The organism is Tepidamorphus gemmatus, assembly GCF_004346195.1.
Lineage (GTDB): Bacteria > Pseudomonadota > Alphaproteobacteria > Rhizobiales > Tepidamorphaceae > Tepidamorphus > Tepidamorphus gemmatus.
This window is the reverse complement of sequence record NZ_SMAK01000010.1, coordinates 25,902-49,173: the sequence shown is the minus strand read 5'-3', so window position 1 is coordinate 49,173 and position 23,272 is coordinate 25,902. Positions and strand designations below refer to the sequence as shown.

Below are 23,272 nucleotides of genomic sequence, written 5' to 3'. Positions count from 1 at the left end.
TCCCGTCCTCCCTACAATCCGTAGCGTGACCACAGCGCGCGCGCCTCGACCGCCGACACGAGCTCGTCCGCCAGCCCGGCGGGAAGCTCTGCCGCGGTGCCGGGCACCAGCCGGCGCAGCAGGCCGGCGCGCGATTTCGCGATCGGCAAGAGCCGCACCTTCTCGCCGAAGCGCTCGCGCATGACGCCGCGCAGGTCGCCGATGCGGTCGATCAGGCCGAGCTCCAGGGCCTTGCGGCCGGACCAGAATTCGCCGGAGAACAGCGTCCGGTCGGAGCCGTTGAGGGTGCTGCCGCGCCGCGCCTTGACCAGGTCGATGAACATCTGGTGAATGTCCTTCTGCAGCGCCTTCAGTCGCCGCACGTCCTCCGGCTTTTCCGGCTGGAAGGGGTCGAGCATCACCTTGCGCTCACCTGCCGTGTAGATGCGTCGCTCGATGCCGAGCTTCTCGATCGCCTTGTCGAAGCCGAAGGTCGCCGCGACGACCCCGATGGAGCCGACGACCGAACTTTCGTCGGCGACGATCTCGTCGCCGGCCAGCGCGATCAGATAGCCGCCCGAGGCGCCGACATCCTCGATGAAGGCGAACACCGGCTTGCCGTGCTCCTCGGCGAGTGCCCGGATCCGCTTGTAGACCAGGTGGCTCTGCACGGGCGAACCGCCGGGTGAATTGATCACCAGCGCAACCCCGCTTGCGCGCCGCATCCTGAAGGCGCTCTCCAGCGCCGCCGCGACGCCCGACAGGGTTATGCCCGGCCGCAACGGGGTCGCCATGCCGATCGGTCCGGTCAATCGCACCACCGGCACCAGCGGATGCCGTTCATGCCAGCTCGCCGGCATCAGGGTGCGCACGCGTTCGAGCATCATCATGCGTCAGTGTTCTCCCCGACGGGACAAATGGAGTGGACGGCCCTGCGATGCAACCTCATGGCCGCAGCGGCAAGGCGGCGCCGTGGCGCAGTACCGCCTCCACCGGCGGCAGGAAGCCGTGGCCGTCCGCCCCGTGCAGCATCAGGCCCGGCAGGATCGCAAGCGCCCCGCGGCTGCCCTTCCGGCCCTGGACCAGGATGCGCGTGGCGGCAAGGCCGGCGCGCGGATGCACCGGCAGCACGGCAACCGCGCCAAACCGGCGTTCGAAGGCTGCCAGCACCGCTGTCAGCGCATCGGCGCGGTGGATGAGCGTCAGCGTGCCGCCCGGCCGCACCACGGCCGCGGCGAACCGCACCCAGCCGTCCAGATCGGCAGGCGGGGCGGCGTGCGCAGCTGCCTTGCGCGGCGAGATCCGAGCAGCGGCGGGATCGTGGAAGGGCGGGTTGGCAATCGCATGGTGGGCGAGGCCGGCGAGGCCCGCGCGCGCCGCCGCGCCGCGCGCGGTGAGGTCGGCCTCCACCACCTCGACCCGATCGGCGAGGCCGTTGCGCGCGGCATTCGCGCGCGCGAGCCTTGTCATCGCAGGATCCGCCTCGACGAGCAGAGCGCGGCTGCCGGCGACCCGGGCGAGTGCGCACAGGCCGGCGACCCCGGCGCCGGCGCCGAGATCGGCAATCGTCTGGCCCGGCTCGAGCGGCGCGGCAGCGGCAATCAGCACCGCCTCGATGCCGGACCGATGCCCGTGTCGCGGCTGGGCGATCATCAGCCGCTCGCCGAGGAAGCCGTCCACGCTGGTGTCCGCGGCAACCTGTCGCGTCCTGCCCATCGGCGCGTCACTTGAGCTGCGCACCGAGACCGGCATCGGTCATGAGGCGGCGCGCCGCCTCGAGATCCTCGCCGTCGACCATCAGCCGGCGCGGCAGGATGCCGAGCGAGCCTTCGACGATGCTCATGTTCTGGTCGGTGATCATGCAGGGGATTCCGGCGTCGCGCAGCAGACACTCTGCGAACGAGATCAGGACCGGATCGTTGGTGCGGATCAGCTCCTCCATGGCGCCACTCTACGCGGCCCTGCAGCGGACAGGCAAATCGTCGCGCGGTCGGCTATTGCCGCGACCCGGCCTCGAACCTAATGTCTCGGCCAGTCATCGGCACGAGGATCGCGTGGGCAACGTCGCAACCCTTCAGAAGAAGCCCGGGCCCGAGAGTGGCGTCGAACGACTGGCAGGTCTGGTCGCGGACGACATGCGCCGGGTCAACGAGCTGATCCTGTCCAGGACCGGCTCGGACGTGAAGCTGATTCCGGAGGTCGCCAGCCACCTGATCGAGAGCGGCGGCAAGCGGCTGCGGCCCATGCTGACGCTCGCCGCCGCGCAGATGTTCGGCTATGGCGGCGAGGGGCACATACGGCTCGCCGCCAGCGTCGAGTTCATGCACACCGCAACGCTGCTGCATGACGACGTCGTCGACGAGAGCGACATGCGGCGCGGCAAGGCCGCGGCGCGCATGGTCTGGGGCAACGAGGCGAGCGTGCTGGTCGGCGACTTCCTGCTCGGCCAGGCGTTCAAGATGATGGTCGAGGTCGGATCGCTGCCGGCGCTCGACGTGCTCTCGGATGCGGCCGCCGTCATCGCCGAGGGCGAGGTGATGCAGCTCGTCACCGCCCAGAATACCGCCACCACCGAGGACGAGTATCTCGCCGTCATCCGCGCCAAGACGGCGGCGCTGTTCGCGGCCGCCTGCGAGGTCGGCGCGATCGTCGCCGGCCAGGGGGTGGAGCAGCGCCGCGCACTGGGCAGCTACGGTGCAAATCTCGGCCTTGCCTTCCAGCTGATCGACGATGCGCTGGACTATTCCGGTGTCCAGGCCGATCTGGGCAAGCGCGTCGGCGATGATTTCCGTGACGGCAAGATCACCCTTCCGGTCCTGCTCGCCTACAGGCGAGGCGACGAGGAAGAGCGTGCATTCTGGACGCGCTGCCTGCGGGACCGGGCGTCCGGCGAGGCGGACCTCGACCGGGCGATTGCGCTGATGGTCGAGCACCGGGCGCTCGAGGATACCGTTGCCCGGGCCCGCCACTACGGCGCGATGGCGCGCGATGCGCTCGGCACGCTGCCGAAGAGCGAGCATCGCACGGCGCTGCTCGAGGTCGTCGACTTCTGCGTCAATCGCGGCTTCTGACCGGTCGCGACCGGTCCGGTCGGATCAGCCGCCGGCGCCGGTGCGGCAGGCCGTGACCCACCAGGACGGCGACCGGCGCGCAATGGCCGCCGCCGCCGCCGTCGCCGCCTCCGCCGAGGCGAACAGCCCGAAGCATGTCGCCCCCGAGCCCGACATCCGTGCCGCCCGGCAGCCGGGGCTTGCTGCCAGCGCCGCGATGACCTCGCCGACGCGCGGCTCGAGCCGGCAGGCAACTGCCTGCAGGTCGTTGCCGGTTGCCGCGACATAGGCAGCGACCGCCTCGAAACCGGTCAGACCGGCCGGATCCGGCAGCGCTGCGGTGAACCGTTCGGACAGGGCGGCAAACACCGCCGCCGTCGCAACCGCCGCGCCGGGATTGGCGAGCACCAGATGGAGCTCCGGAAAACCCGGCAGCGGCGTGATCGCCTCGCCGATCCCCCGGGCGCGCAGGGGCCGCGCCTGCAGGCACATCGGGATATCCGCGCCGAGCGCGAGGCCGATTGCCGCGAGCCGCGCTGGCGGCCAGTCCAGCGCCCACATCCGGGCGAGCGCGCGCAGTGCAGCTGCGGCATCGGCCGATCCGCCGCCGAGTCCGGAGGCGACCGGCAGCCGCTTGTCGAGGACGAGCCGGGCGCCACCGACCGTGCGGCCTTCGGCGCGGGCTGCCGCCTGCAGCGCGCGGGCGGCGCGCAGCACCAGGTTGCTGCCATCGGCGGGAAGGCCGGCGGCGAACGGTCCTCGCGTCTCAAGGCTCAGCGTCTGCGCGGGAGCGGCAGCGACGACATCGCCGGCATCGGCGAATACCGCGACCGTGTCGAGCAGATGATATCCGTCGTCGCGCCGCCCGGTGACGGCGAGCGCGAGGTTGATCTTGGCCGGGGCCGACTCCGCGATCGGGATCACGCCCGCCCGGTGTCAGCCATCGTTGCGCCGCAGCTCGACGGCGGCCCGTCCTGGCTGATCGGCCAGACCGTGCTCCAGCTTCTTGAGGATCTTGGCGAGTTCTTCGGGCTCCGGGTCGAGATTGCGGGCGTGGGTCCACTGGAATCGCGCCTCGAGCTTCCGCCCTGCCTTCCAGTAGGCATCGCCGAGGTGATCGTTGATGATCGGGTCGTTCGGCTTCAGTTCCACCGCCCGTTCGAGCTCGCGCACCGCATCCTCGTAGCGGCCGAGCTTGTAGTAGGCCCAGCCGAGGCTGTCGACGATGTAGCCGTCGTTCGGGCGCAGCTCGACGGCGCGGCTGATCATGTCCAGCGCCTCGTCCAGGTGCACGCCCTGATCAACCCAGGAATAGCCAAGATAGTTCAGCACGTGCGGCTGATCCGGATACAGTGCCAGCGCCGCCTTGAGGTCGATCTCCGCCAGCGGCCAGCGCTTGGCGCGCTCGTAGCACATGCCGCGGAAGTAGTAGAGCGCCCAGTCGCGCGGCTGTGGTGTCGTGATCTTCGCGATGGCGCGCGAATAGACCTCGGCGGCCTTCGCGAACTGCTCGCGGCCGCGCAGGATGTTGCCCAGCGCGACGATCGCCTCGGTTTCATCCGGATTGGCTTCGATCACCTGCTCGAGCAGCGCGATCGCCTCCTCGGTGCGGTCGAGATCGTCGAGGTTGAGGGCCCGGTGGATGTCGGCGTTCACCCGCAGCGGCGAGGTCTCCGGCACCGAGCCGTAGACGTTGACCGCACTCTCCCGGTCGCCGACCTTCTCGAAGTAGTCGGCGAGCGAGAGGATCGCCAGCGGTTGACCGGGCGCCAGATGCAGGGCGAGCCGGAGATAGATCGCCGAATACTCCTCGCCGTTCTCGCTGCCGAGCGCCGAGCCGATTCCGTAGAGCACTTCGGCGGCCCCCTCCTGCGCCGTCGTGACGACCGGCGCCGGCACCCTGCCGGCAGCGATCTCGGCAAGTGCGGCCGTCATGATCGGATGGTTCGGGACGACGTCGGAGAAGCCCCTGAGCACCTCCTGGGCTTCCGCGCTGCGGCCGGTGCGGGCGAGATGGCGAGCCCAGGCCTGCACGACCCGGATCGCCTTCTGGTCGGTCGCATAGGCGCGCTCGAACAGCTGCCCCGCCGTCGTGTCGTCGCCGGCGAGCGCCGCGATCAGCCCGGAGTGATACGGCTTGAACACCTCGTACCAGTCCGGGCCGCTCAGCGACTGGATGGTCGCAAGCGCCCCCTTGGTGTCGCCGCTGCCCGCGGCCGTCCAGGCCAGCAGCAGCCTGGCGGTCAGCTCCGCCAGCGGCCCGTCTCCGGCGCGTTCCAGATGCCGGCGCGCCTCGGCGTACTGGCGCGAGCGCAATGCGTCGACGGCGAGCGCCAGATTCGCCAGCCGGTGCTCGGGATCGAGCTCCGACAGGCTCTGTGCCGCGGCGAAGGCGGCCGGATAATCGCCGGCGACGAGCGACAGGGCGAAGCTGCGGTCGAGCAGGTCGAGATTGGTCGGATCGTCGCGCAGCGCCTCACGATAGAAGCGTGCGGCGGCTGCGGCATCGTTCAACCGTCCGGCCATGCGCCCGGCCAGATAGTTGCCCGCGAAGGAGCTCGGTTCGACGTCGATCCGGCTGGTCTCCGACATCGCCGGCGGGGACATCGCCACACCGCCTGCGAGCGCGGCAACGACGAGGCCGGCCCGCGCAAGGCGGGACGCAGTGGCAACCCGAGCTGTTGTCAATTCACTGGCCCCCTTCGGCCGACATTGGCCGTCCATCGTCTTCCTGCCATGACATGATGGACGAAATGCGGCGGGCTCTCAACAGTATCCCGGCGGCGCGCGGCGGTCGCATGTTGGGACGGCTACATGTTGGGATAGTTGGGACCGCCGCCGCCCTCCGGCACCGTCCAGTTGATGTTCTGGTTCGGATCCTTGATGTCGCAGGTCTTGCAGTGCACGCAGTTCTGCGCGTTGATCTGGTAGCGGGGCGCATCCGGCCCGTCCTCGATCCACTCGTAGACTCCGGCCGGGCAGTAGCGCCCCGACGGGCCGGCAAAGATGTCGTGTTCCGAGCGCTTCTGCAGTTCCATGTCCAGAACCTTGAGATGAACCGGCTGGTCTTCCTCGTGGTTCGTGTTGGACAGGAACACCGACGACAGCCGGTCGAAGGACAGCACCCCGTCCGGCTTCGGATAGTCGATCGGCCGGCATTGCGACGCGGGCTTCAGAGCGGCGTGATCCGGCTTGCCGTGCGGCAACGTCCCGAACAGCGAGAAGCCGAGCGTGTTGGTCCACATGTCGAGACCGCCGAGGGCGATGCCGCCGTAGAGCCCGAACTTCGACCACAGCGGCTTGACGTTGCGCACCTTGTGCAGGTCGCGTCCGATCTCCGAGGCCTTCAGGGCCGGCTCGTAGCCCTCGAGGCGGTCGTGTGCCCGGCCCTCCGACAGCGCACGGCAGACATGTTCGGCCGCCAGAATTCCCGACAGCATCGCATTGTGCGAGCCCTTGATGCGGGGAACGTTGACGAGGCCGGCCGAGCAGCCGATCAGCAGGCCGCCCGGAAAGGCCAGTTCGGGGATCGACTGCCAGCCGCCCTCGGTGATGGCGCGCGAGCCGTAGGCGAGCCGCTTGCCGCCCTCGAAGGTCTCGCGGATCGCCGGATGGTGCTTGAAGCGCTGGAATTCCTCGAACGGGCTCAGCCAGGGGTTCTCGTAGTTGAGATGCACCACGAAGCCGACGGCCACCTGGTTGTCCTCGAGGTGATAGAGGAACGACCCACCGCCCGTCCGCGCATCAAGCGGCCATCCGAAGGAATGCTGGACGAAGCCCGGGCGGTGCTTCTCCGGCCGAACCTCCCAGAGCTCCTTGATGCCAATGCCGAATTTCGGTGGCTCGCGGCCCTTGTCGAGCTCGAACCTGCGGATCAGCATCTTGGCGAGCGAACCGCGGGCGCCCTCGGCGATCAGCACATACTTGCCGAGCAGCGCCATGCCGCGCATGAAACTGTCCTTGCGGTGGCCATCGCGGGCGACGCCCATGTCGCCGGTGGCGACGCCGATCACCCGACCGGCATCGTCGTAGAGCACCTCGGCCGCCGCAAAGCCCGGATAGATCTCGACACCGAGTTCCTCCGCCTTGCGTGCCAGCCAGCGGCACACATTGCCGAGCGAGACGACGAAGTTGCCGTGATTGTTCATCAGCGGCGGCATCAGCAGGTTCGGCAGCCGGATCGCGCCCGAATGGCCGAGAAACAGGAAATGATCGGCGGTCACCGGCGTCTTGACCGGCGACTCCTCCTGGCGCCAGCCGGGCAGCAGGCGATCGAGGCCGATCGGATCGATGACGGCGCCCGACAGGATATGGGCGCCGACCTCCGACCCCTTCTCGAGCACCACCACCGAGATGTCCTGCCCGGTTTCCGCTGCAAGCTGCTTCAGGCGGATGGCGGCGGACAGACCGGCGGGGCCGGCACCGACGATGACGACGTCGAACTCCATGGAGTCGCGTTCGGGCAAGTCTTCGGTGTCGGTCATCTGTCTCCTCCTGCTGACGGGCGCACTCGCCCGGGTTTATCACGCATGGCGCGCCGTCGTGCAAATTCCTGCCGCCGGCCCTAGGATGGGACCGACGGGAGACGGATGGTGAGGGCTATGGCAGGCGGGCGCGAGGAGGACCGGCGGGCGGCGCTGGCGCTGCTCGCCTGGCAGCTTGCCGCCGGCGTCGACGAGGTGGTCGGAAACCTGCCGGTCAACCGCCTCGAGAGTGCTGCATCGATCCGCGGGCGTCCGCCCGCCACGCCGCGCCCCATGCCGTCGTCGGCCACCGCCCGGTCCGCGCCGGCACCGGCCGCCGCGGCTGCCCAGCAGGGTCCCTCCGAGGCGGTCATGGCCGCGCGCGCCCGTGCCCGGGAGGCGGAGACGCTCGAGCAGCTGCGCGACATTCTCGCCGGCTTCGACGGATGCGCGCTGCGCCTCACGGCCAGGAACCTGTGCTTCGCCGACGGAAATCCGCAGGCGCGCATCATGTTCGTCGGCGAGGCGCCGGGGCAGGAGGAGGATATCCAGGGGGCACCCTTCGTCGGCCCCGCCGGCAAGCTGCTCGACCGCATGCTCGCCGCAATCGGCCTTGACCGCACGAGCGTCTACATCACCAACGTCGTCTACTGGCGCCCGCCAGGCAACCGCACACCGACACCGCAGGAGACGCAGATCTGCCGGCCCTTCGTCGAGCGGCAGATCGAACTGGCCGACCCTGACGTCCTCGTGCTGCTCGGCAACGCATCGGCGAGCGTGCTGCTCGATCGCAAGGAGGGCATTCTGAGGCTGCGCGGCAAGTGGTTCGATTTCGACACCGGCCGTCGCACGATCCCGGCAATGCCCACGCTGCATCCAGCCTACCTGCTGCGCCAGCCCGGCCAGAAGCGCCTCGCCTGGCGCGACTTCCTGGCGATCCGCAAGGCGCTCGACGGCTGAGCCGGGCAGGCAGCGGCGATGATCCGCCAGATCGTCGCCCGGCCCTCGGGCGGCGGGCAGTCTCGCCCCGACCATCCCGCGTCCGACAGGCTGAGCTAGCTGAGGCCGTCCGAACCCGCACCGCCGCCGCGCGCCGATTTCGCGATGGTCGCCGGCAGGCCAATCTGCGACCCCTGCTTGACCGCCTGGTGTGCCGCGCATACGGTCCGCGCCGCCATGACCGACCGATCCGATCCGCTCGATCCGACCCGCTCCTTCCAGGGGCTCATCCTGGCGCTGCAGCGCTACTGGGCTGCCTATGGCTGCGTCATCCTGCAGCCCTACGACATGGAGGTCGGTGCCGGCACCTTCCATCCGGCGACCACGCTGCGCTCGCTCGGGCCCCGGCACTGGAACGCCGCCTATGTTCAGCCGTCGCGTCGGCCGAAGGACGGCCGCTACGGCGAGAACCCGAACCGGCTGCAGCACTATTACCAGTATCAGGTGATCCTGAAGCCTTCGCCGCCGGACCTGCAGGAGCTCTATCTGGGCTCGCTGCACGCGATAGGCATCGACCCGAAGAACCACGACATCCGCTTTGTCGAGGACGATTGGGAGAGCCCGACGCTGGGGGCCTGGGGGCTGGGCTGGGAGGTCTGGTGCGACGGCATGGAGGTCTCCCAGTTCACCTACTTCCAGCAGGTGGCAGGCTTCGACTGCGCGCCCGTCTCCGGCGAGCTGACCTACGGGCTGGAGCGCCTCGCCATGTACGTCCAGGGTGTCGACAATGTCTACGACCTCAATTTCAACGGCCGCGAGGGCGCCGACAAGGTCACCTACGGCGACGTCTTCCTGCAGGCCGAGCAGGAATATTCCCGCCACAACTTCGAGCACGCCGACACCGGGATGCTGTTCGAACAGTTCCGCATGGCTGAAGCCGCCTGTCGCAGCTATCTCGAGGCGGGCTGGGCGGATGTCGGGCGGAGCAGGCATCTCATGGCGCTGCCGGCCTACGACCAGTGCATCAAGGCAAGCCACGTCTTCAACCTGCTCGATGCGCGAGGGGTGATCTCCGTCACCGAGCGGCAGAGCTACATCCTGCGGGTGCGCGACCTGGCCAAGGCCTGTGGCGAGGCCTGGCTCGCGACCGCGGGCGGCGGGGCTCAGTCATGATGCCGCGCAGGATCCCTCACCCTCCGCTGCAGGGGAGGGTGAGGAAGGTTGCCCTCGGCATGCCTGACCTGCTGCTCGAACTGTTCTGCGAGGAGAGTCCGGCCCGCCTGCCCGCGCGCGGCGCCGCTGGCGCGAGGACGGACAGACCGCGGACGGCCTGCGGGGGGATTGGTGTCCATGCCTGACCTGCTGCTCGAACTGTTCTCCGAGGAGATTCCTGCCCGCATGCAGGCCCGGGCGGCAGAGGATCTCAGGAAGCTCGTGACCGACGCCCTCGTCGAGCGCGGCCTTGTCTACGACTCCGCGCGCGCCTTCGCGACGCCCAGACGCCTGGCGCTGAACATCACCGGCCTACCTGTCCGTAGCCCCGATACGCGCGAGGAGCGCAAGGGGCCGCGCGTCGGCGCGCCGGAGGCGGCTCTGGCGGGCTTCCTGAAGGCGGCCGGCCTCGCCTCGATCGACGAGGCGACGATCCAGTCCGATCCGAAGAAGGGCGACTTCTACGTGGCGGTAACGTCCCGCCCCGGCCGCGAGGCCAAGGCCGTGATCGCCGAGATCGTGCCCGAAGTGATTCGCCGCTTCCCCTGGCCGAAGTCGATGCGCTGGGGCTCGGGTTCGCTCAGATGGGTGCGGCCGCTCAAGTCGATCGTCTGCGTGTTCGGGCCGGAGACCGAAGAGACGGAGGTCGTCGACTTCGAGGTCGATGGGCTGAAATCCGGCCGCGTCACCTTTGGTCACCGTTTCATGAAGCCGGGCGCGATTACCGTTCGCCGGTTCGACGACTACGTGGAGAAGCTTGAGCGCGCCTTCGTGGTGCTCGATCCCGACCGGCGCAGGGAGATCATCCGTACGGATGCCCGCACGCTCGCCTTCGCGCAGGGCCTGGAACTGGTCGAGGACGAGCCGCTGGTCGAGGAGGTTGCCGGCCTCGTCGAATGGCCGGTGGCGCTGATGGGTTCGTTCGACCCGGAGTTCCTGAAGATTCCGCCCGAGGTCATCCGCCTGACCATCCGCGCCAACCAGAAGTGCTTCGTGATGCGCGATGGCGAGGGAGCGCTCGCCCCGCGTTTCATCACGGTCGCCAACCTGATCGCGGCGGATGGCGGTGGGAAGATCGTCGCCGGCAATGCCCGCGTCATCGCTGCGCGGCTGTCGGATGCCCGCTTCTTCTACGAGACGGATCTCAGGACTCCGCTGGAGGTCCATGCGAACAAGCTGAAGTCGATCGTCTTCCACGAGAAGCTCGGAACTCAGGCCGAGCGTGTCGAGCGAATCGCCCGGCTGGCGCGGGAGCTTGCCCCCCTCGTCGGTGCCGACCCGGACAAGGCCGAGCGCGCCGCACGCCTCGCCAAGGCAGATCTGGTCAGCGAGATGGTCGGCGAGTTCCCCGAACTTCAGGGCGTCATGGGCCGCTACTACGCGCTGGCGCAGGGCGAGGACCCGGAGGTCGCCGACGCGATCCGCGACCACTACCGGCCGGCGGGCTCCGGCGATCAGGTGCCGACGGAACCGGTCGCCATCGCCGTTGCGCTGGCCGACCGGCTCGACATGCTGGTCGGCTTCTGGACGATCGGCGAGAAGCCGACCGGTTCGAAGGATCCTTATGGGCTCAGGCGCGCCGCACTCGGGGTGATCCGCATCGTGCTGGGGAACGGAGTGCGGGTCGGGCTTCTGCAGCCGATCCGCAGCATCTGCGTCTCGGCCGGGGCGGACGGCGTCGGTGATGTCGCCGCCGACCTCCTCGCCTTCTTCGCCGACCGCCTGAAGGTGCAGCTCCGCGACGAGGGCGCACGCCACGATCTCGTCGATGCCGTCTTCGCACTGGGCCAGGAGGCGAGGAGCGCCGCAGGTGCGACAGGGGCGGGGCAGACCCAGGACGATCTCGTGATGATCGTGCGTCGGGTCGAGGCGCTGGCGGCCTTCCTCGCCACCGAGGACGGGGCGAGCCTGCTCACCGCCTATCGCCGGGCCGCCAACATCCTCGCCATCGAGGAGAAGAAGGATGGCCGCGCCTATGCCGGCCATGCCGACCCGGCTGTCTTCGCGCAGGACGAGGAGCGGGTGCTGTTCGACCGCATCGCCGAGGTTGCGGCCGAATCGGATTGCGCGCTGCAGCGGGAGGACTTCGCCGCCGCGATGGCCGCGCTCGCCCGCCTGCGCGCCCCTGTCGACCGGTTCTTCGACACCGTCACGGTGAATGCCGAAGACCCGACGCTGCGCGAGAACAGGCTGCGCCTGCTCTCGCAGATCCGCGCTGCGATGGATCAGGTGGCGGTGTTCTCGAAGATCGCCGGATAGGGCCGGCGCGCCACGCCGGCGAGAGAAGCCGCCCGCGCCGGCGCAGGCTCAGCGGATCGTCGCGCCGGGACCGGCGGGGCGGGAGGTTGCGGCGCCGTGCCGGGCCATCGTCATCCACCAGACGATGCCGGCGAAGGTCAGCATCGCAGCGAACACGACCAAGGCGCCGAGCGTGGCGACAGGCCCGCCGATCTGCGGCGTGCCGGCGAAGATCAGCCAGAGGCCCGGGATCATGACCGCCACGCCGGTATTGGCAAGCCACCACTGGACGAGGGCGGCGCGCCCCGCGGCGGCGGGGACCAGCGCATAGAAGGCGCCGAACAGGAACATCGACACCCAGCCGATCATCAAAAGGTGCACATGGGTCGGGATCTGCGCGTGGTCGTGGCCGAGCGCCATGTAGAGGCCGAGCGACAGGCCGAGCACCGCGAAGGCGACGGCAGACCGGAAGAAGCGGAACGCGACAGGCACGACAGGACTCCTCTTGCGGAACGGGGGTTGGATCGCGCCTGTATGCGCCTGCGGTGTTTCAATCCGACGTCGGTCCGGTTTCGCCGATGTCTCCGCCCTCCGGCGGCGCCGCCATCGCGAACGATCGGCCCTCACGGACGTTATGGGCGGGGCGTAGAGTGGCGCCCCGCCCCGGCGTGATTCGGCGTCCGGGCCGCAACGCAGGAGATGCTTCCGATGACCGTCGACATCATCACCATCCAGCCGCTGATTGCCCTGATCGCCGGGGTGCTCATCCTGATCATGCCGCGGTTGCTGAACTACGTGGTCGCCGTCTACCTGATCCTCATCGGCATCCTCGGTCTCGTCGGCTGAGGCGGGTTTCGCCGGACCGGGGGCAAGCGGGCGTTCCGGATTTCACCGGTCAGGGCGTCTGCGGCCGCACATGCGCCGCCTTCGCTGCCGAGGCCTGCTGCTCGAAGAACGACGCACAGGCGGCGCGGTCGCTGTCGCTGCGAAACCCGCGCACGACGCCGCGCGCACAGGTGAAGTGATAGGCCGACGGCAGGTCGTAGAGCTTGGCGCAGGCCCTTTCCTCGAGTCCGTTGCCGAACCCGCGCAGCATGGCGGCCATGCAGAACCTAAGATCCGGCCGGGTATCGAAGACGTCGGCGGCCACACGTGTCGCTGCCAGCGGCGTCGCCAGTCCGGCGACGATGATGGAGACGGCGAGAACACCTTTCATTGCTGCGGCTCCCGCACCATGCCGGCTTCCGCGCTGCTCGCCGCGGGACCGGCGCGAGCGGCCCGCGGACGCTCCGTCAGGCCTCCGCACGAGCCTGCGCCACAGTGGTTAACGAAGGCTTTCGGGATGCCGTTCCGTCCGATCGCGTCTGCTGTATTTTGCGCCGCAACATTGAAACCGCCGGAATTTTGCGCGATGGGGATGCCGGCACGTCTGGCGCCGGGGCTGCCGGCGGAGACGCCGCCGGGCATTTTGACGGAGAAACTGACAGATGGCGAAGTGGGTATACGGCTTCGGCGACGGCACCGCGGAAGGCACCGCCGGCATGCGCGAACTGCTCGGCGGCAAGGGCGCGAACCTTGCCGAGATGTCGAGTCTCGGACTGCCGGTACCCCCCGGCTTCACCATCTCCACCGAGGTCTGCACCTACTACTACGCCCATGACAGGCAATACCCGGCCGATCTGAGGGATCAGGTCGATGCAGCGCTCGCCCGGGTCGGCGCGCTGGTCGGCAAGCGCTTCGGCGACACGAAGAATCCGCTGCTGGTCTCGGTGCGGTCCGGGGCGCGAGCCTCGATGCCCGGCATGATGGACACGGTTCTCAATCTCGGCCTCAACGACGAGACGGTCGAGGCGGTTGCCGCGCTTGCCGGCGATCGGCGTTTCGCCTTCGATTCCTATCGCCGCTTCATCCAGATGTACTCCAACGTTGTGCTCGGCATCGACCACCACAACTTCGAGGACATCCTGGAGTTCTACAAGGACGAGAAGGGCCACACCCTCGACACCGATCTGTCGGCCGACGAGTGGCAGGAGATCGTTGCCCGCTACAAGATCTGCGTCGAGGAGCATCTCGGCAAGCCGTTCCCGCAGGATCCCGCCGAGCAGCTGTGGGGCGCGATCGGAGCGGTATTCGGCTCGTGGATGAACCAGCGGGCGATCACCTATCGCAGACTCAACGCGATCCCCGAAAGCTGGGGCACCGCCGTCAACGTCCAGGCCATGGTGTTCGGCAACATGGGCGAGACCTCGGCCACCGGCGTCGCCTTCACCCGCAATCCCTCGACCGGCGAGAAGGAGCTCTATGGCGAATTCCTGGTCAACGCGCAGGGCGAGGACGTGGTCGCCGGCATCCGCACGCCGCAGGACCTGACCGAGCGCGCCCGGATCGCGGCCGGTTCCGACAAACCGTCCCTCGAGGCGCTGATGCCCGACTGCTTCGCCGAGTTCACCCGCATCTGCGACACGCTCGAGCGCCACTATCGCGACATGCAGGATCTCGAGTTCACCATCGAGAGGGGCAAGCTCTGGATGCTGCAGACGCGCTCCGGCAAGCGTACCGCCAGGGCGGCGTTGCGGATCGCCGTCGATCTTGCCAACGAGGGCCTGATCAGCCGCGACGAGGCGATCAGGCGGGTCGATCCGCAGGCGCTGGATCAGCTCCTGCATCCGACCATCGACCCGAAGGCCGAGCGCAAGGTGATGGCGCGCGGCCTGCCGGCCTCGCCCGGTGCGGCCCAGGGCGAGATCGTGTTCGACGCCGACACCGCCGAAGAGCTCGCGGCGGAGGGCCGCAAGGTCATCCTGGTGCGTGTCGAGACCAGCCCCGAGGACATCCATGGAATGCATGCGGCGCAGGGCATCCTCACCACCCGGGGCGGCATGACCAGCCATGCCGCCGTCGTCGCGCGCGGCATGGGCAAGCCCTGCGTCTCCGGCGCCGGCATGATCCGCGTCGACTACGCGACCGGAACGATGACGGCGGGAGGCGTCACCCTGAAGCGTGGCGACGTGGTGACCATCGACGGCAGCACCGGCGAGGTGCTGCTCGGCGAGGTCAGCATGCTGCAGCCGGAACTCTCCGGCGAATTCGCCGCGCTGATGGAATGGGCGGATGCGGCACGCCGGATGAAGGTGCGTACCAACGCCGAGACACCGGCGGATGCGCGCACCGCGCGGCAGTTCGGCGCGGAGGGCATCGGCCTGTGCCGCACCGAGCACATGTTCTTCGACGAGGGCCGTATCGTCGCGGTGCGCGAGATGATCCTCGCCGATGGCGAGGCCGGTCGCCGCGCGGCGCTGGCGAAGATCCTGCCGATGCAGCGCCAGGATTTCGTCGAGCTGTTCGAGATCATGGCCGGGCTGCCGGTGACGATCCGCCTGCTCGACCCGCCGCTGCACGAATTCCTGCCGCAGGCGGAGGAGGAACTGGCCGAGGTCGCCGCCTCGATCGGCGCCGATATCCAGAAGCTGCGCGCACGGGTGCAGGATCTGCACGAGTTCAACCCGATGCTCGGTCATCGCGGCTGCCGGCTCGGCATCACCTATCCCGAGATCTACGAGATGCAGGCCCGCGCCATCTTCGAGGCGGCCGCCGAGGCGGCCGCGCGCACCGGTGCGCCGGTGGTGCCCGAGGTGATGATCCCGCTGGTTGCGACCCGCGCCGAACTCGACATGCTGAAAGGCCGGATCGTTGCGGTCGCCGAGGCGGTCAACCGGGAGAAGGGAACGACGATCAAATATCAGATCGGCACGATGATCGAACTGCCGCGTGCGGCGCTGCGGGCCGCCGAGATTGCCGCGACGGCCGAGTTCTTCTCGTTCGGCACCAACGATCTGACGCAGACCACCTTCGGCATCAGCCGGGATGATTCGGCGCGTTTCCTCGCCGAATACGTCGAGAAGGGGCTGCTCGAATCCGATCCGTTCGTCACCCTCGACCGGGATGGTGTCGGCGAACTGGTGCGCATCGCCGCCGAACGCGGTCGCGCGGCCCGACCCGACATCAAGCTCGGCATCTGCGGCGAGCACGGCGGCGATCCGGCCTCGATCGCCTTCTGCGAGGAGGTTGGTCTCGACTATGTCTCGTGTTCGCCCTACCGCGTGCCGATCGCCCGTCTTGCCGCGGCGCAGGCTGCGCTCGGCCAGGCGATCGAACGCGACAGGTAGCACCGGGGCGGCGCGGCATGTTCACCCCCTCAGGCGTCTGCTGGGGCTGGGCACTGTCGCTGGACGGCGCCTTCGTGCTCGTGCTGCTGTTTGCGGCGCCGTTCGCCCTGCGGGCGGTGATGGAGCGGCCGATGCCCGCCGTCGAGGCGGGCCTGATCGGGCTCCTGGCGGTGCTGATCGCCATGGGCGGCTGCAAGTCGCTGGTGCATCTGGGAATCCTGCCATGACCGGGTTGCCCGCCCCCGAACAGGTCGCTGCCGGCCGCCGCCGACACGTGGCCGCCGCGCTGACCGCCACGGAGGTTCTGGACTCCGTCGAGGTGGCATCGTTCCTCGACGCGGCCCTGGCCGCAGGTGCTGGTCACGTGGTCGGCCTGACCGGCCCGCCGGGCGTCGGCAAGTCGACACTGGCCAATGCGCTGGTGGGGGCCTGGCGCAGTGCCGGTGACCGCGTCGGGGTCATCGCCGTCGATCCCTCCTCGCGTGCCACCGGCGGCGCGCTGCTCGGCGACCGCACCCGCATCCGCAAGGACCCCGAGGACGAAGGCGTCTTCGTCCGCTCCATGGCGGCGCGCGACCGGCTCGGCGGGCTGTCCGAGCACACGCTGGCGGCGATGGTGGTGATGCGGCTCGCCTTCGGCCGGGTACTGATCGAGAGCGTCGGGATCGGCCAGTCGGAAGCCGACATCGCGTTCGCCGCCGAGACGGTCGTGCTGTGCATCCAGCCGGGTTCGGGCGACAGCCTGCAGTTCATGAAGGCTGGCATCATGGAGCTGCCGCACATCCTCGCCATCACCAAGGCCGACACGGGACCCGCAGCACGGCGGGCGGTGGCCGATGTCGAGGGCGCGCTGGGGTTGTCTGGCCCTCGCCCCGACGGCTGGCGGCCGATCGTGCTCGCCGTCTCGGCACAGACCGGTGACGGGCTTGCTGCTCTCTCGGCAGCGATCGATACACACCGCCGCTGGCTCGCCGAAGGCAGCCGCGCCGGGTGGTTGCGGGCCGCACAGGCACGTGCCTGGGTCGAGGACGCGGTGCGCGGCCGCTTCGGCACGGCGGGTCTGCAGGCGGTGGCCGCCGATCTGGCCGGGCTCGATCCCACCCGTCCCTTCTCCGGCCGCCGCGCACTGCTCGAGCGGCTGTCCGCGCGGCTCGGGATCGGACCGGCGGGGAGAGGCGATCCGCGGGCACCGATTGCGTAATCGTGAATCACCGCCGGCGCGGTACTCGTCACCTCTCTTCATAGTTAAACCACTGTAAAGACTTTTCCGCCAAGTTCTGCCTGCGGCGGGGATGTGGTCACCCTGCCCCCGGGCGAGAGCCATTGCGTAACGGTCGCGGATCCGTGATGCGGCCGTCGTCATGTGGATTGTGTGGAGTCTGCGTGGTGCGGGGACGCGCGAGGTATGTCAGTCGGCGACGGGCCCGGAACTACCGGCCCTACGCTTATGCCATCGCCTGGTTCTTCTTCTCGACGGTGCAACTCGCCTATCAGGACGCCGCCGCGCTGGTCGACATGCAGGCACAGTCCGTCGCGCGCTGGCAGGCGAGCCTGGTCGCCGCGCCCTACGGCTCCGTTCATGTTGCCCAGCCGGTGCTGCCGTTGAAGGCCGATCCGGGCACCGACGGCCGCGCCGTCGGCGTGTCGCTCGGCGCCGCCTCCATACCGTCCGAAACGATCGTCCTTGCCCCGGCCGATCCCGACATCACCGGTTCGGTGACGCCGGTCTCGACCGGCAAGGTTGCGTTTCCCGAGGTGGTGCGCGAGACCAAGGGCGATCTCCTGATGAGCCGTGCCGGCACCGGAACGCGCTACCATGTCGACCCGGACGCCGGCGGCATGATCCGCGTTCCGCCGCTGCTCATCGAGCCGCCGTCGCCGCAGGAGCGGCCGTTGGTCGGAGCGTTCCTCAAGCCGAAGGCGCCGCCGCGCGACGACAGACCAGTGATGGTCGCCTCGCTCGACCCGCAGATCGGGCTCGACCACGCGATCGCCTTCCAGCCGCTGCTCAGCACGCCGTTCGACATCTTCGCGCGCAGTCGCATCGACATCGAGGATTTCGAGCGCGACCGGCAGTGCCTCGCCGTCGCCATCTACTTCGAGGCGCGCGGCGAGAGCGAGGCGGGGCAGATGGCGGTGGCGCAGGTGGTGCTGAACCGCGTCCTCGATCACCGCTATCCGAACACGGTGTGCGGGGTGATCTACCAGAATCGCCAATGGCGCAACCGCTGCCAGTTCTCCTTTGCCTGCGACGGCCGCCCCGAGACGATTCGCGACAAGCAATCCTGGGCGACGGCCTTGCGCATCGCCGAGGAGGCGCTCAAGGGTGACTACTTCCTCGACAATGTCGGGATGGCGACCCACTACCACGCCACCTATGTCAACCCGCGCTGGGGGCGCTACCTCAAGCGTCTCGAACGGATCGGCACCCACATCTTCTACCAGCTCAAGCCCGGTCAGCGCTGACCGCGGTCATGACCGGGCGATACATGTCGGACCGGCCCGGCCGGACGCGATAGGCTCTGACGATCGGGAGGGCCAGCCATGCGACATCGTCCGGCCGCCGCCATCACGGCGCTCGCCATCGCACTCGCCGCGACGGTCGCACCGTCGCCGACTTGAAGCGCAAGCGCTGCTTCTGCGAATCGGCGCTGAGCCGAACCTCTTCTGGGCGGACCTGAGCTGGGTGGACCTGAGCAAGGTCGACCTGTCGCCGCGGACCGGCAAGGTGACGACCCTCGATCTCGGCCCCGACCAGACCGACCTCTTCTCCGGCGATGTCTCGGACCGCTTCGTCGAGGCCGAGCCCTTCAAGTTCCTGGGATTGTAGTCACCCTGCCGCCTGTGCCATGCGGACCGTCCGGACGAATGCCGCGACGAACACTGCCGTCATCAGCAGCACGATGGTCGGCGCGGGGGCCGAATCGATGAAGAAGCTCGCATAGACGCCGGCGAGCGAGCAGACGACGGCGACGATGACCGCCGCGCCCAGCATTGCGCCGAACGAGCGCATCATGAGGAAGGCGATGGCGCCCGGCGCGATCAGCATGGCGATGGCCAGGATGATGCCGACCGCCTTCAGCGCCCCGACGATCGTCAGCGACAGGATCGCCAGGAGCCCGTAGTGCAGCAGGCCCACAGGCAGGCCCATCGCCCGCGCCTGCGTCGGGTCGAAGGCGTGCAGCAGCAAGTCGCGCCACTTGAGCAGAAGGATGCCGGCGACGACTGCCGTGATGATCCCCGATTCCAGGAGGTCGGCCGGCCCGACGCCGAGCATGTCGCCGAACAGGATATGGTCGAGATGGACATCGGTCTCGATGCGGATGTACAGCACCAGGCCGAGCGCGAACATGCCGGAGAACACGACGCCCATCACCGTGTCGCGTTTGATGCGGCTGTTGGCGTCGAGCCAGCCGGTGAGCAGCGAACAGCCCATGCCCGCGGCAAAGGCGCCGACGCCGAGCGGCAGGCCCGCGATATAGGCCAGCACCACACCGGGCAGCACCGCGTGCGAGACCGCATCGCCCATCAGCGACCAGCCCTTGAGCACGAGGAAGCAGGACAGCAGCGCTGTCGGCACCGCCACGAGCACCGCGATCGCCAGCGCGTAGCGCATGAACTCGAAGCGCAGCGGCATCAGCGGATCGGCGATGAATTGGGTCATGGTGCCGCCGCCACACGCGCCGCACGCCGCCGTGCGGCGAGGAGACCATGCTTGGGAGCGAGCAAGAAGGCAGCGAGGAACACTGCCGTCTGCAGACAGACGATGATGCCGCCGGTCGCCCCGTCGAGGAAGTAGCTGAGATAGGCCCCCAGGAAGCAGGCCCCCGCTCCGATCGCCACGGCGAGGGCGATCAGCCTGGGGAACCGGTCGGTGAGCAGGTAGGCGGTGGCGCCCGGCGTCACCACCATGGCGATCACCAGGAAGGCGCCGACCGTCTGCAAGGCTGCCACCGTCGAGGCTGCCAGCAGCGTGAAGAACACCGTCTTCAGCAGCGGCGGGTTGAGACCGATCGAGCGGGCGTGGCCCTCGTCGAAGAAGGTGACCATCAGGTCCTTCCACGTCACGATCAGCACGGCGAGCGAGATGGTGCCGATGACGACGAGCTGCAGCGTGTCCTCCGGCGTGATCGCCAGGATGTTGCCGAGCACGATGGTCTGCACGTTCACCGAGGCCGGCGACAGCGACACCATGAACAGGCCAAGACCGAAGAAGGAGGTGAAGATCAGCCCGATGATCGCGTCCTCCTTGAGCCGGGTTCGCTGGTTGAGGAACAGCATGGCACCGGCCGCCAGTCCGCCCGCGAGAAACGCGCCGAGCGCGAAGGGCAGTCCCAGCATGTAGGCCCCGGCGACGCCGGGCACGATCGAGTGCGACAGCGCGTCGCCGATCAGCGACCAGCCCTTCAGCATCAGGAAGGCCGACAGGAAGGCACAGACCGCCCCGACCAGCGCCCCGACGCACATGGCGTTGACCATGTAGCCGTAGCGGAACGGTTCGAGCAGCAGGTCGGTCAACGCGGGCGCTCCGCTCTCTCCCCGGCCGTGCCCTCGCCATAGACCACGAAGGGCCGCTCGTCGTCGGTGATGACCCCCACCGCCTGCTGGCCGGCGGGATCGGTGCCGCCCAGCGGGAAGTGCCGCAGCACGCCGCCGAAGGCGCGCTCGAGATTGGCCTGGGTGAACACCTGCGAAGTCGGGCCGTAGGCCAGCACCGTGTTGCGCAGCAACACGGTGCGGTCGCAGAAATCGGGGACCGAACCGAGATTGTGGGTGGAGACGAGCATCACCCGGCCTTCCTCGCGCAGGTTGCGCAGGAGCGCGATGATCGCCTCCTCGGTCTTGACGTCGACGCCGGTGAACGGCTCGTCGAGCAGGATGACGCGGGCATCCTGGGCCAGCGCACGGGCGAGGAACACCCGCTTCTTCTGACCGCCCGACAGTTCGCCGATCTGCCGCCGGCGGAACTCGGTCATGCCGACCCTGTCGAGCGCGTCGGCGACCGCGGCGCGGTCTGCCGCCCGGGGGATGCGCAGCATGTTCATGCGCCCGTAGCGGCCCATCATCACCACATCCTCGACGAGGACGGGGAAGCTCCAGTCGACCTCCTCGGCCTGCGGCACATACGCGACGAGATTGGCCTTCAGCGCTGCCTCGACCGGCCGGCCGAGCACCGTGATGCTGCCACGCGCCGTGCGCAGGAAGCCCATGATCGCCTTGAACAGGGTCGATTTGCCTGAGCCGTTGACGCCAACCAGCGCGGTGATGGTGCCGGTCGGGATCGCGAAGGTCGCATCGCGCAGCGCGCTGACTCCGGAGCGATAGGTGACGGTGACGCCGTTGACCGCTATGCCGCTGTCCGGCGCAGGCGCCGGCTCTCCTGCCGATGCGCCCGCCGGCGCATCTGCCCGCAGCGTCACGGGCGTGGCGGCGCAGGTCATTTCGTCAGCCCTTCGGCGATCGTTTCGGTGGTGACCCGCAGCAGGTCGAGATAGGTCGGTACTGGCCCGTCCGGCTCGCTCAGCGAGTCGACATAGAGCACGCCACCATATGCCGCACCGGTCTCGCGGGCGATCTGGCGCGCCGGCCGGTCGGAGACCGTGCTCTCGGAGAACACCACCGGAATGCCGTGCTGCCGCACCGCGTCGATCACCTTGCGCACCTGTTGCGGGGTTCCCTGCTGGTCCGCGTTGATCGGCCAAAGATACAGTTCCTTCAGCCCGAAGTCGCGTGCCAGATAGCTGAACGCACCCTCGCTGGTGACCAGCCAGCGCCGCTCCTGCGGAATCGCATCGAGGCGGGCGCGGATCGGCGCGATGGTCTCGGTGATCGTCTGCTTGTAGGCCTCCGCATTCGCCCGGTAGGTCGCCGCATTATCGGGATCGTGCCGCGCGAAGGCGGCGGCGATGTTGTCGACATAGACGAGCGCGTCGCTCGGCGACATCCAGGCATGTGGATTGGGCTTGCCCCGATACGGCCCCTCGGCGATGCCGAGTGGCTCGATGCCCTCGCTCACCACCGCAGCCGGCACGTCCCTTAGGTTGCGGAAGAACTTCTCGAACCACAGTTCCAGGTTGAGTCCATTCCAGAGGATCAGGTCGGCATCCTGCGCCTTGAGAAGGTCGCCGGGCGTCGGCTGGTAATTGTGGATCTCGGCGCCGGGCTTGGTGATGGAGTCTACCGTCGCCGCATCTCCGGCGACGTTGCGGGCCATGTCGGCGATGACGGTGAAGGTGGTGATGACCTTGAAACGATCGTCCTCGGCCGCGCCCGCTCTTCCGGGCGCGGCTGCGATCACCGCCGCAAGCGCGAGGGCGGCTAACGTCATTGACGGCGAGGCCATGCTCTCATCCCGCACGCAGTTGCGATCCATTCGCAATATAGCGCTTGCTTCCGCAATTGCAACTCATTCGCATTCTAGACGTGACAGCTGCCGCTGTCCCTGTCGCGCTTGCCGCCCTGGCACCGTCGTCTGGGCGCCGATCGGCCGCGGCCCGCACTTCCAGACAGACGCTGCGGATCAAGCCATGTCGCGGGTCGCCTCGACCGGCGGGCGGGTCGCGTTCGCCATCGCCATGCCGGACGGGACCGGACCTATCGCGGCAGCGGAAGGCATCGCCGGCGCCAGGTGCAACCGCAGGTCTCCTGAAATTCTCCCGATACGATCGAAACCTTCGGCGCGGTCGGCGACATGCCCGCGACGTATCCCGGACATGTCGGCTCCCTACACCGGATGCCATGCGATGGCGTGGCCGTTGGTTCCTCGTCGCGCCGGTCGCAGGCAAACCCGTCAAGGAGCGTGGAATGACCGCGGAAGACCTGCCTACGGAGAGGCCGGCGCCCCGTGTTGGGGAGGCACTGATGACCGCGGCGAGGTCGGCGTTCGATCGCGTCCGCCGATTTTCGCGCATGCGGCGCGCGCTGCAGGAACTGAGCCGACTCGACGATCGGATGCTGGACGATATCGGTCTGTCGCGCTGCCTCATGCAGGCCTCGGCGTCGGATGCCCGTGGGTTCGGTGCGTCCGGTCATGGCGGACGCTGACCACCCGGCCCTGCGCTCTTGCCCGCCGTGACGGCCTGTCCGCCTCGCGGGAATACGCCGCTTGAACCGCGCCGCCGCGTGCCCGGTCGGTCTGCCCTCCACCATGCGAGCCCCGCCCCGCAGGCGCCGGCGGCCGTTCCGTTCCGACCTGTGGCACGGACGGCGTTCGCATTCGCCCGGG

General features: G+C 68.9%; 23 protein-coding genes. 11 read left to right on the top strand and 12 right to left on the bottom strand.

The features are described from left to right. Positions 1–11: 11 nt before the first annotated feature. From EDC22_RS14600 to EDC22_RS14590, 3 genes are all read right to left on the bottom strand, one after another. Positions 12–863 (bottom strand): S49 family peptidase, encoded by an 852-nt coding sequence (locus EDC22_RS14600; protein ID WP_132807490.1) that lies wholly within the window; start codon positions 861–863, stop codon positions 12–14. A 61-nt stretch (positions 864–924) separates the two neighbouring features. Then, positions 925–1,695 carry a tRNA1(Val) (adenine(37)-N6)-methyltransferase gene (locus tag EDC22_RS14595; RefSeq protein WP_132807414.1) on the bottom strand — a complete coding sequence of 257 codons (771 nt, stop codon included), beginning with the start codon at positions 1,693–1,695 and terminating at the stop codon, positions 925–927. Between the two features lie 7 nt (positions 1,696–1,702). Then, positions 1,703–1,921 (bottom strand): putative signal transducing protein, encoded by a 219-nt coding sequence (locus EDC22_RS14590; protein ID WP_132807413.1) that lies wholly within the window; start codon positions 1,919–1,921, stop codon positions 1,703–1,705. 112 nt (positions 1,922–2,033) lie between these two features. Here EDC22_RS14590 and EDC22_RS14585 point away from each other — a divergent pair, with 112 nt between their 5' ends. Continuing rightward, positions 2,034–3,050, top strand: a complete 1,017-nt coding sequence (locus tag EDC22_RS14585; RefSeq protein ID WP_425385534.1) for a polyprenyl synthetase family protein — start codon at positions 2,034–2,036, stop codon at positions 3,048–3,050. A 24-nt stretch (positions 3,051–3,074) separates the two neighbouring features. Here EDC22_RS14585 and EDC22_RS14580 read toward each other — a convergent pair whose 3' ends face one another. The 3 genes from EDC22_RS14580 to EDC22_RS14570 form a co-directional block, all read right to left on the bottom strand. Then, on the bottom strand, positions 3,075–3,953 hold the full coding sequence (locus tag EDC22_RS14580) for a 4-(cytidine 5'-diphospho)-2-C-methyl-D-erythritol kinase (protein ID WP_245499776.1): 879 nt from the start codon (positions 3,951–3,953) through the stop codon (positions 3,075–3,077). A 12-nt stretch (positions 3,954–3,965) separates the two neighbouring features. Further along, complete coding sequence (locus EDC22_RS14575) at positions 3,966–5,621, bottom strand: tetratricopeptide repeat protein (protein ID WP_165926922.1); 1,656 nt, start codon at positions 5,619–5,621, stop codon at positions 3,966–3,968. A gap of 218 nt (positions 5,622–5,839) precedes the next feature. Further along, entirely contained in the window at positions 5,840–7,513 is a 1,674-nt protein-coding gene (locus tag EDC22_RS14570) for an electron transfer flavoprotein-ubiquinone oxidoreductase (protein WP_132807411.1), read from the bottom strand. A gap of 117 nt (positions 7,514–7,630) precedes the next feature. On the opposite strand from EDC22_RS14570, the gene EDC22_RS14565 reads away from it, so the two are divergent. The 3 genes from EDC22_RS14565 (at position 7,631) to glyS (ending at position 11,902) form a co-directional block, all read left to right on the top strand. Next, positions 7,631–8,452 carry a uracil-DNA glycosylase gene (locus EDC22_RS14565; RefSeq protein ID WP_132807410.1) on the top strand — a complete coding sequence of 274 codons (822 nt, stop codon included), beginning with the start codon at positions 7,631–7,633 and terminating at the stop codon, positions 8,450–8,452. A 216-nt stretch (positions 8,453–8,668) separates the two neighbouring features. Further along, complete coding sequence (locus tag EDC22_RS14560; protein WP_132807409.1) at positions 8,669–9,604, top strand: glycine--tRNA ligase subunit alpha; 936 nt, start codon at positions 8,669–8,671, stop codon at positions 9,602–9,604. A gap of 177 nt (positions 9,605–9,781) precedes the next feature. Next, complete coding sequence (gene glyS, locus EDC22_RS14555; protein ID WP_132807408.1) at positions 9,782–11,902, top strand: glycine--tRNA ligase subunit beta; 2,121 nt, start codon at positions 9,782–9,784, stop codon at positions 11,900–11,902. A gap of 48 nt (positions 11,903–11,950) precedes the next feature. Here the strand turns inward: glyS and EDC22_RS14550 are convergent, their stop codons facing one another. Then, positions 11,951–12,373 carry a hypothetical protein gene (locus tag EDC22_RS14550; protein ID WP_132807407.1) on the bottom strand — a complete coding sequence of 141 codons (423 nt, stop codon included), beginning with the start codon at positions 12,371–12,373 and terminating at the stop codon, positions 11,951–11,953. Between the two features lie 216 nt (positions 12,374–12,589). Here EDC22_RS14550 and EDC22_RS14545 point away from each other — a divergent pair, with 216 nt between their 5' ends. Then, on the top strand, positions 12,590–12,727 hold the full coding sequence (locus tag EDC22_RS14545; RefSeq protein ID WP_132807406.1) for a DUF3096 domain-containing protein: 138 nt from the start codon (positions 12,590–12,592) through the stop codon (positions 12,725–12,727). 49 nt (positions 12,728–12,776) lie between these two features. Here the strand turns inward: EDC22_RS14545 and EDC22_RS14540 are convergent, their stop codons facing one another. Then, positions 12,777–13,097, bottom strand: a complete 321-nt coding sequence (locus EDC22_RS14540) for a hypothetical protein (RefSeq protein ID WP_132807405.1) — start codon at positions 13,095–13,097, stop codon at positions 12,777–12,779. 271 nt (positions 13,098–13,368) lie between these two features. Here EDC22_RS14540 and ppdK point away from each other — a divergent pair, with 271 nt between their 5' ends. The 5 genes from ppdK (at position 13,369) to EDC22_RS18305 (ending at position 18,877) form a co-directional block, all read left to right on the top strand. Further along, positions 13,369–16,047 carry a pyruvate, phosphate dikinase gene (gene ppdK, locus EDC22_RS14535; protein ID WP_132807404.1) on the top strand — a complete coding sequence of 893 codons (2,679 nt, stop codon included), beginning with the start codon at positions 13,369–13,371 and terminating at the stop codon, positions 16,045–16,047. Positions 16,048–16,064: 17 nt separating this feature from the next. Further along, entirely contained in the window at positions 16,065–16,274 is a 210-nt protein-coding gene (locus EDC22_RS14530; RefSeq protein ID WP_132807403.1) for a hypothetical protein, read from the top strand. Then, positions 16,271–17,248, top strand: a complete 978-nt coding sequence (locus EDC22_RS14525) for an ArgK/MeaB family GTPase (protein ID WP_132807402.1) — start codon at positions 16,271–16,273, stop codon at positions 17,246–17,248. The genes EDC22_RS14530 and EDC22_RS14525 overlap by 4 nt, the downstream gene beginning before the upstream one ends. Positions 17,249–17,433: 185 nt before the next feature. After that, the gene (locus EDC22_RS14520; protein WP_245499775.1) at positions 17,434–18,513 is read left to right on the top strand and encodes a cell wall hydrolase; all 1,080 of its coding nucleotides are present in this window, start codon (positions 17,434–17,436) and stop codon (positions 18,511–18,513) included. 220 nt (positions 18,514–18,733) lie between these two features. Then, positions 18,734–18,877, top strand: coding sequence for a hypothetical protein (locus tag EDC22_RS18305; RefSeq protein WP_165926921.1), 144 nt, complete (start codon positions 18,734–18,736; stop codon positions 18,875–18,877). Here EDC22_RS18305 and EDC22_RS14515 read toward each other — a convergent pair whose 3' ends face one another. The 4 genes from EDC22_RS14515 to EDC22_RS14500 are packed head-to-tail and all read right to left on the bottom strand — an operon-like array spanning position 18,878 to position 22,390. Further along, positions 18,878–19,711: a metal ABC transporter permease gene (locus tag EDC22_RS14515; protein ID WP_132807401.1), complete on the bottom strand. Its 834-nt coding sequence runs from the start codon at positions 19,709–19,711 to the stop codon at positions 18,878–18,880. Next, entirely contained in the window at positions 19,708–20,565 is an 858-nt protein-coding gene (locus EDC22_RS14510; protein WP_132807400.1) for a metal ABC transporter permease, read from the bottom strand. Before EDC22_RS14510 ends, EDC22_RS14515 begins: the two co-directional genes overlap by 4 nt. Beyond that, positions 20,562–21,488 (bottom strand): manganese/iron ABC transporter ATP-binding protein, encoded by a 927-nt coding sequence (locus tag EDC22_RS14505; protein WP_132807399.1) that lies wholly within the window; start codon positions 21,486–21,488, stop codon positions 20,562–20,564. The genes EDC22_RS14510 and EDC22_RS14505 overlap by 4 nt, the downstream gene beginning before the upstream one ends. Further along, positions 21,485–22,390, bottom strand: a complete 906-nt coding sequence (locus EDC22_RS14500) for a metal ABC transporter substrate-binding protein (RefSeq protein WP_132807398.1) — start codon at positions 22,388–22,390, stop codon at positions 21,485–21,487. Before EDC22_RS14500 ends, EDC22_RS14505 begins: the two co-directional genes overlap by 4 nt. A 461-nt stretch (positions 22,391–22,851) precedes the next feature. Between EDC22_RS14500 and EDC22_RS14495 the strand changes: the two genes are divergently transcribed. Then, positions 22,852–23,091, top strand: a complete 240-nt coding sequence (locus EDC22_RS14495) for a DUF1127 domain-containing protein (protein WP_245499774.1) — start codon at positions 22,852–22,854, stop codon at positions 23,089–23,091. Positions 23,092–23,272: the final 181 nt, after the last annotated feature.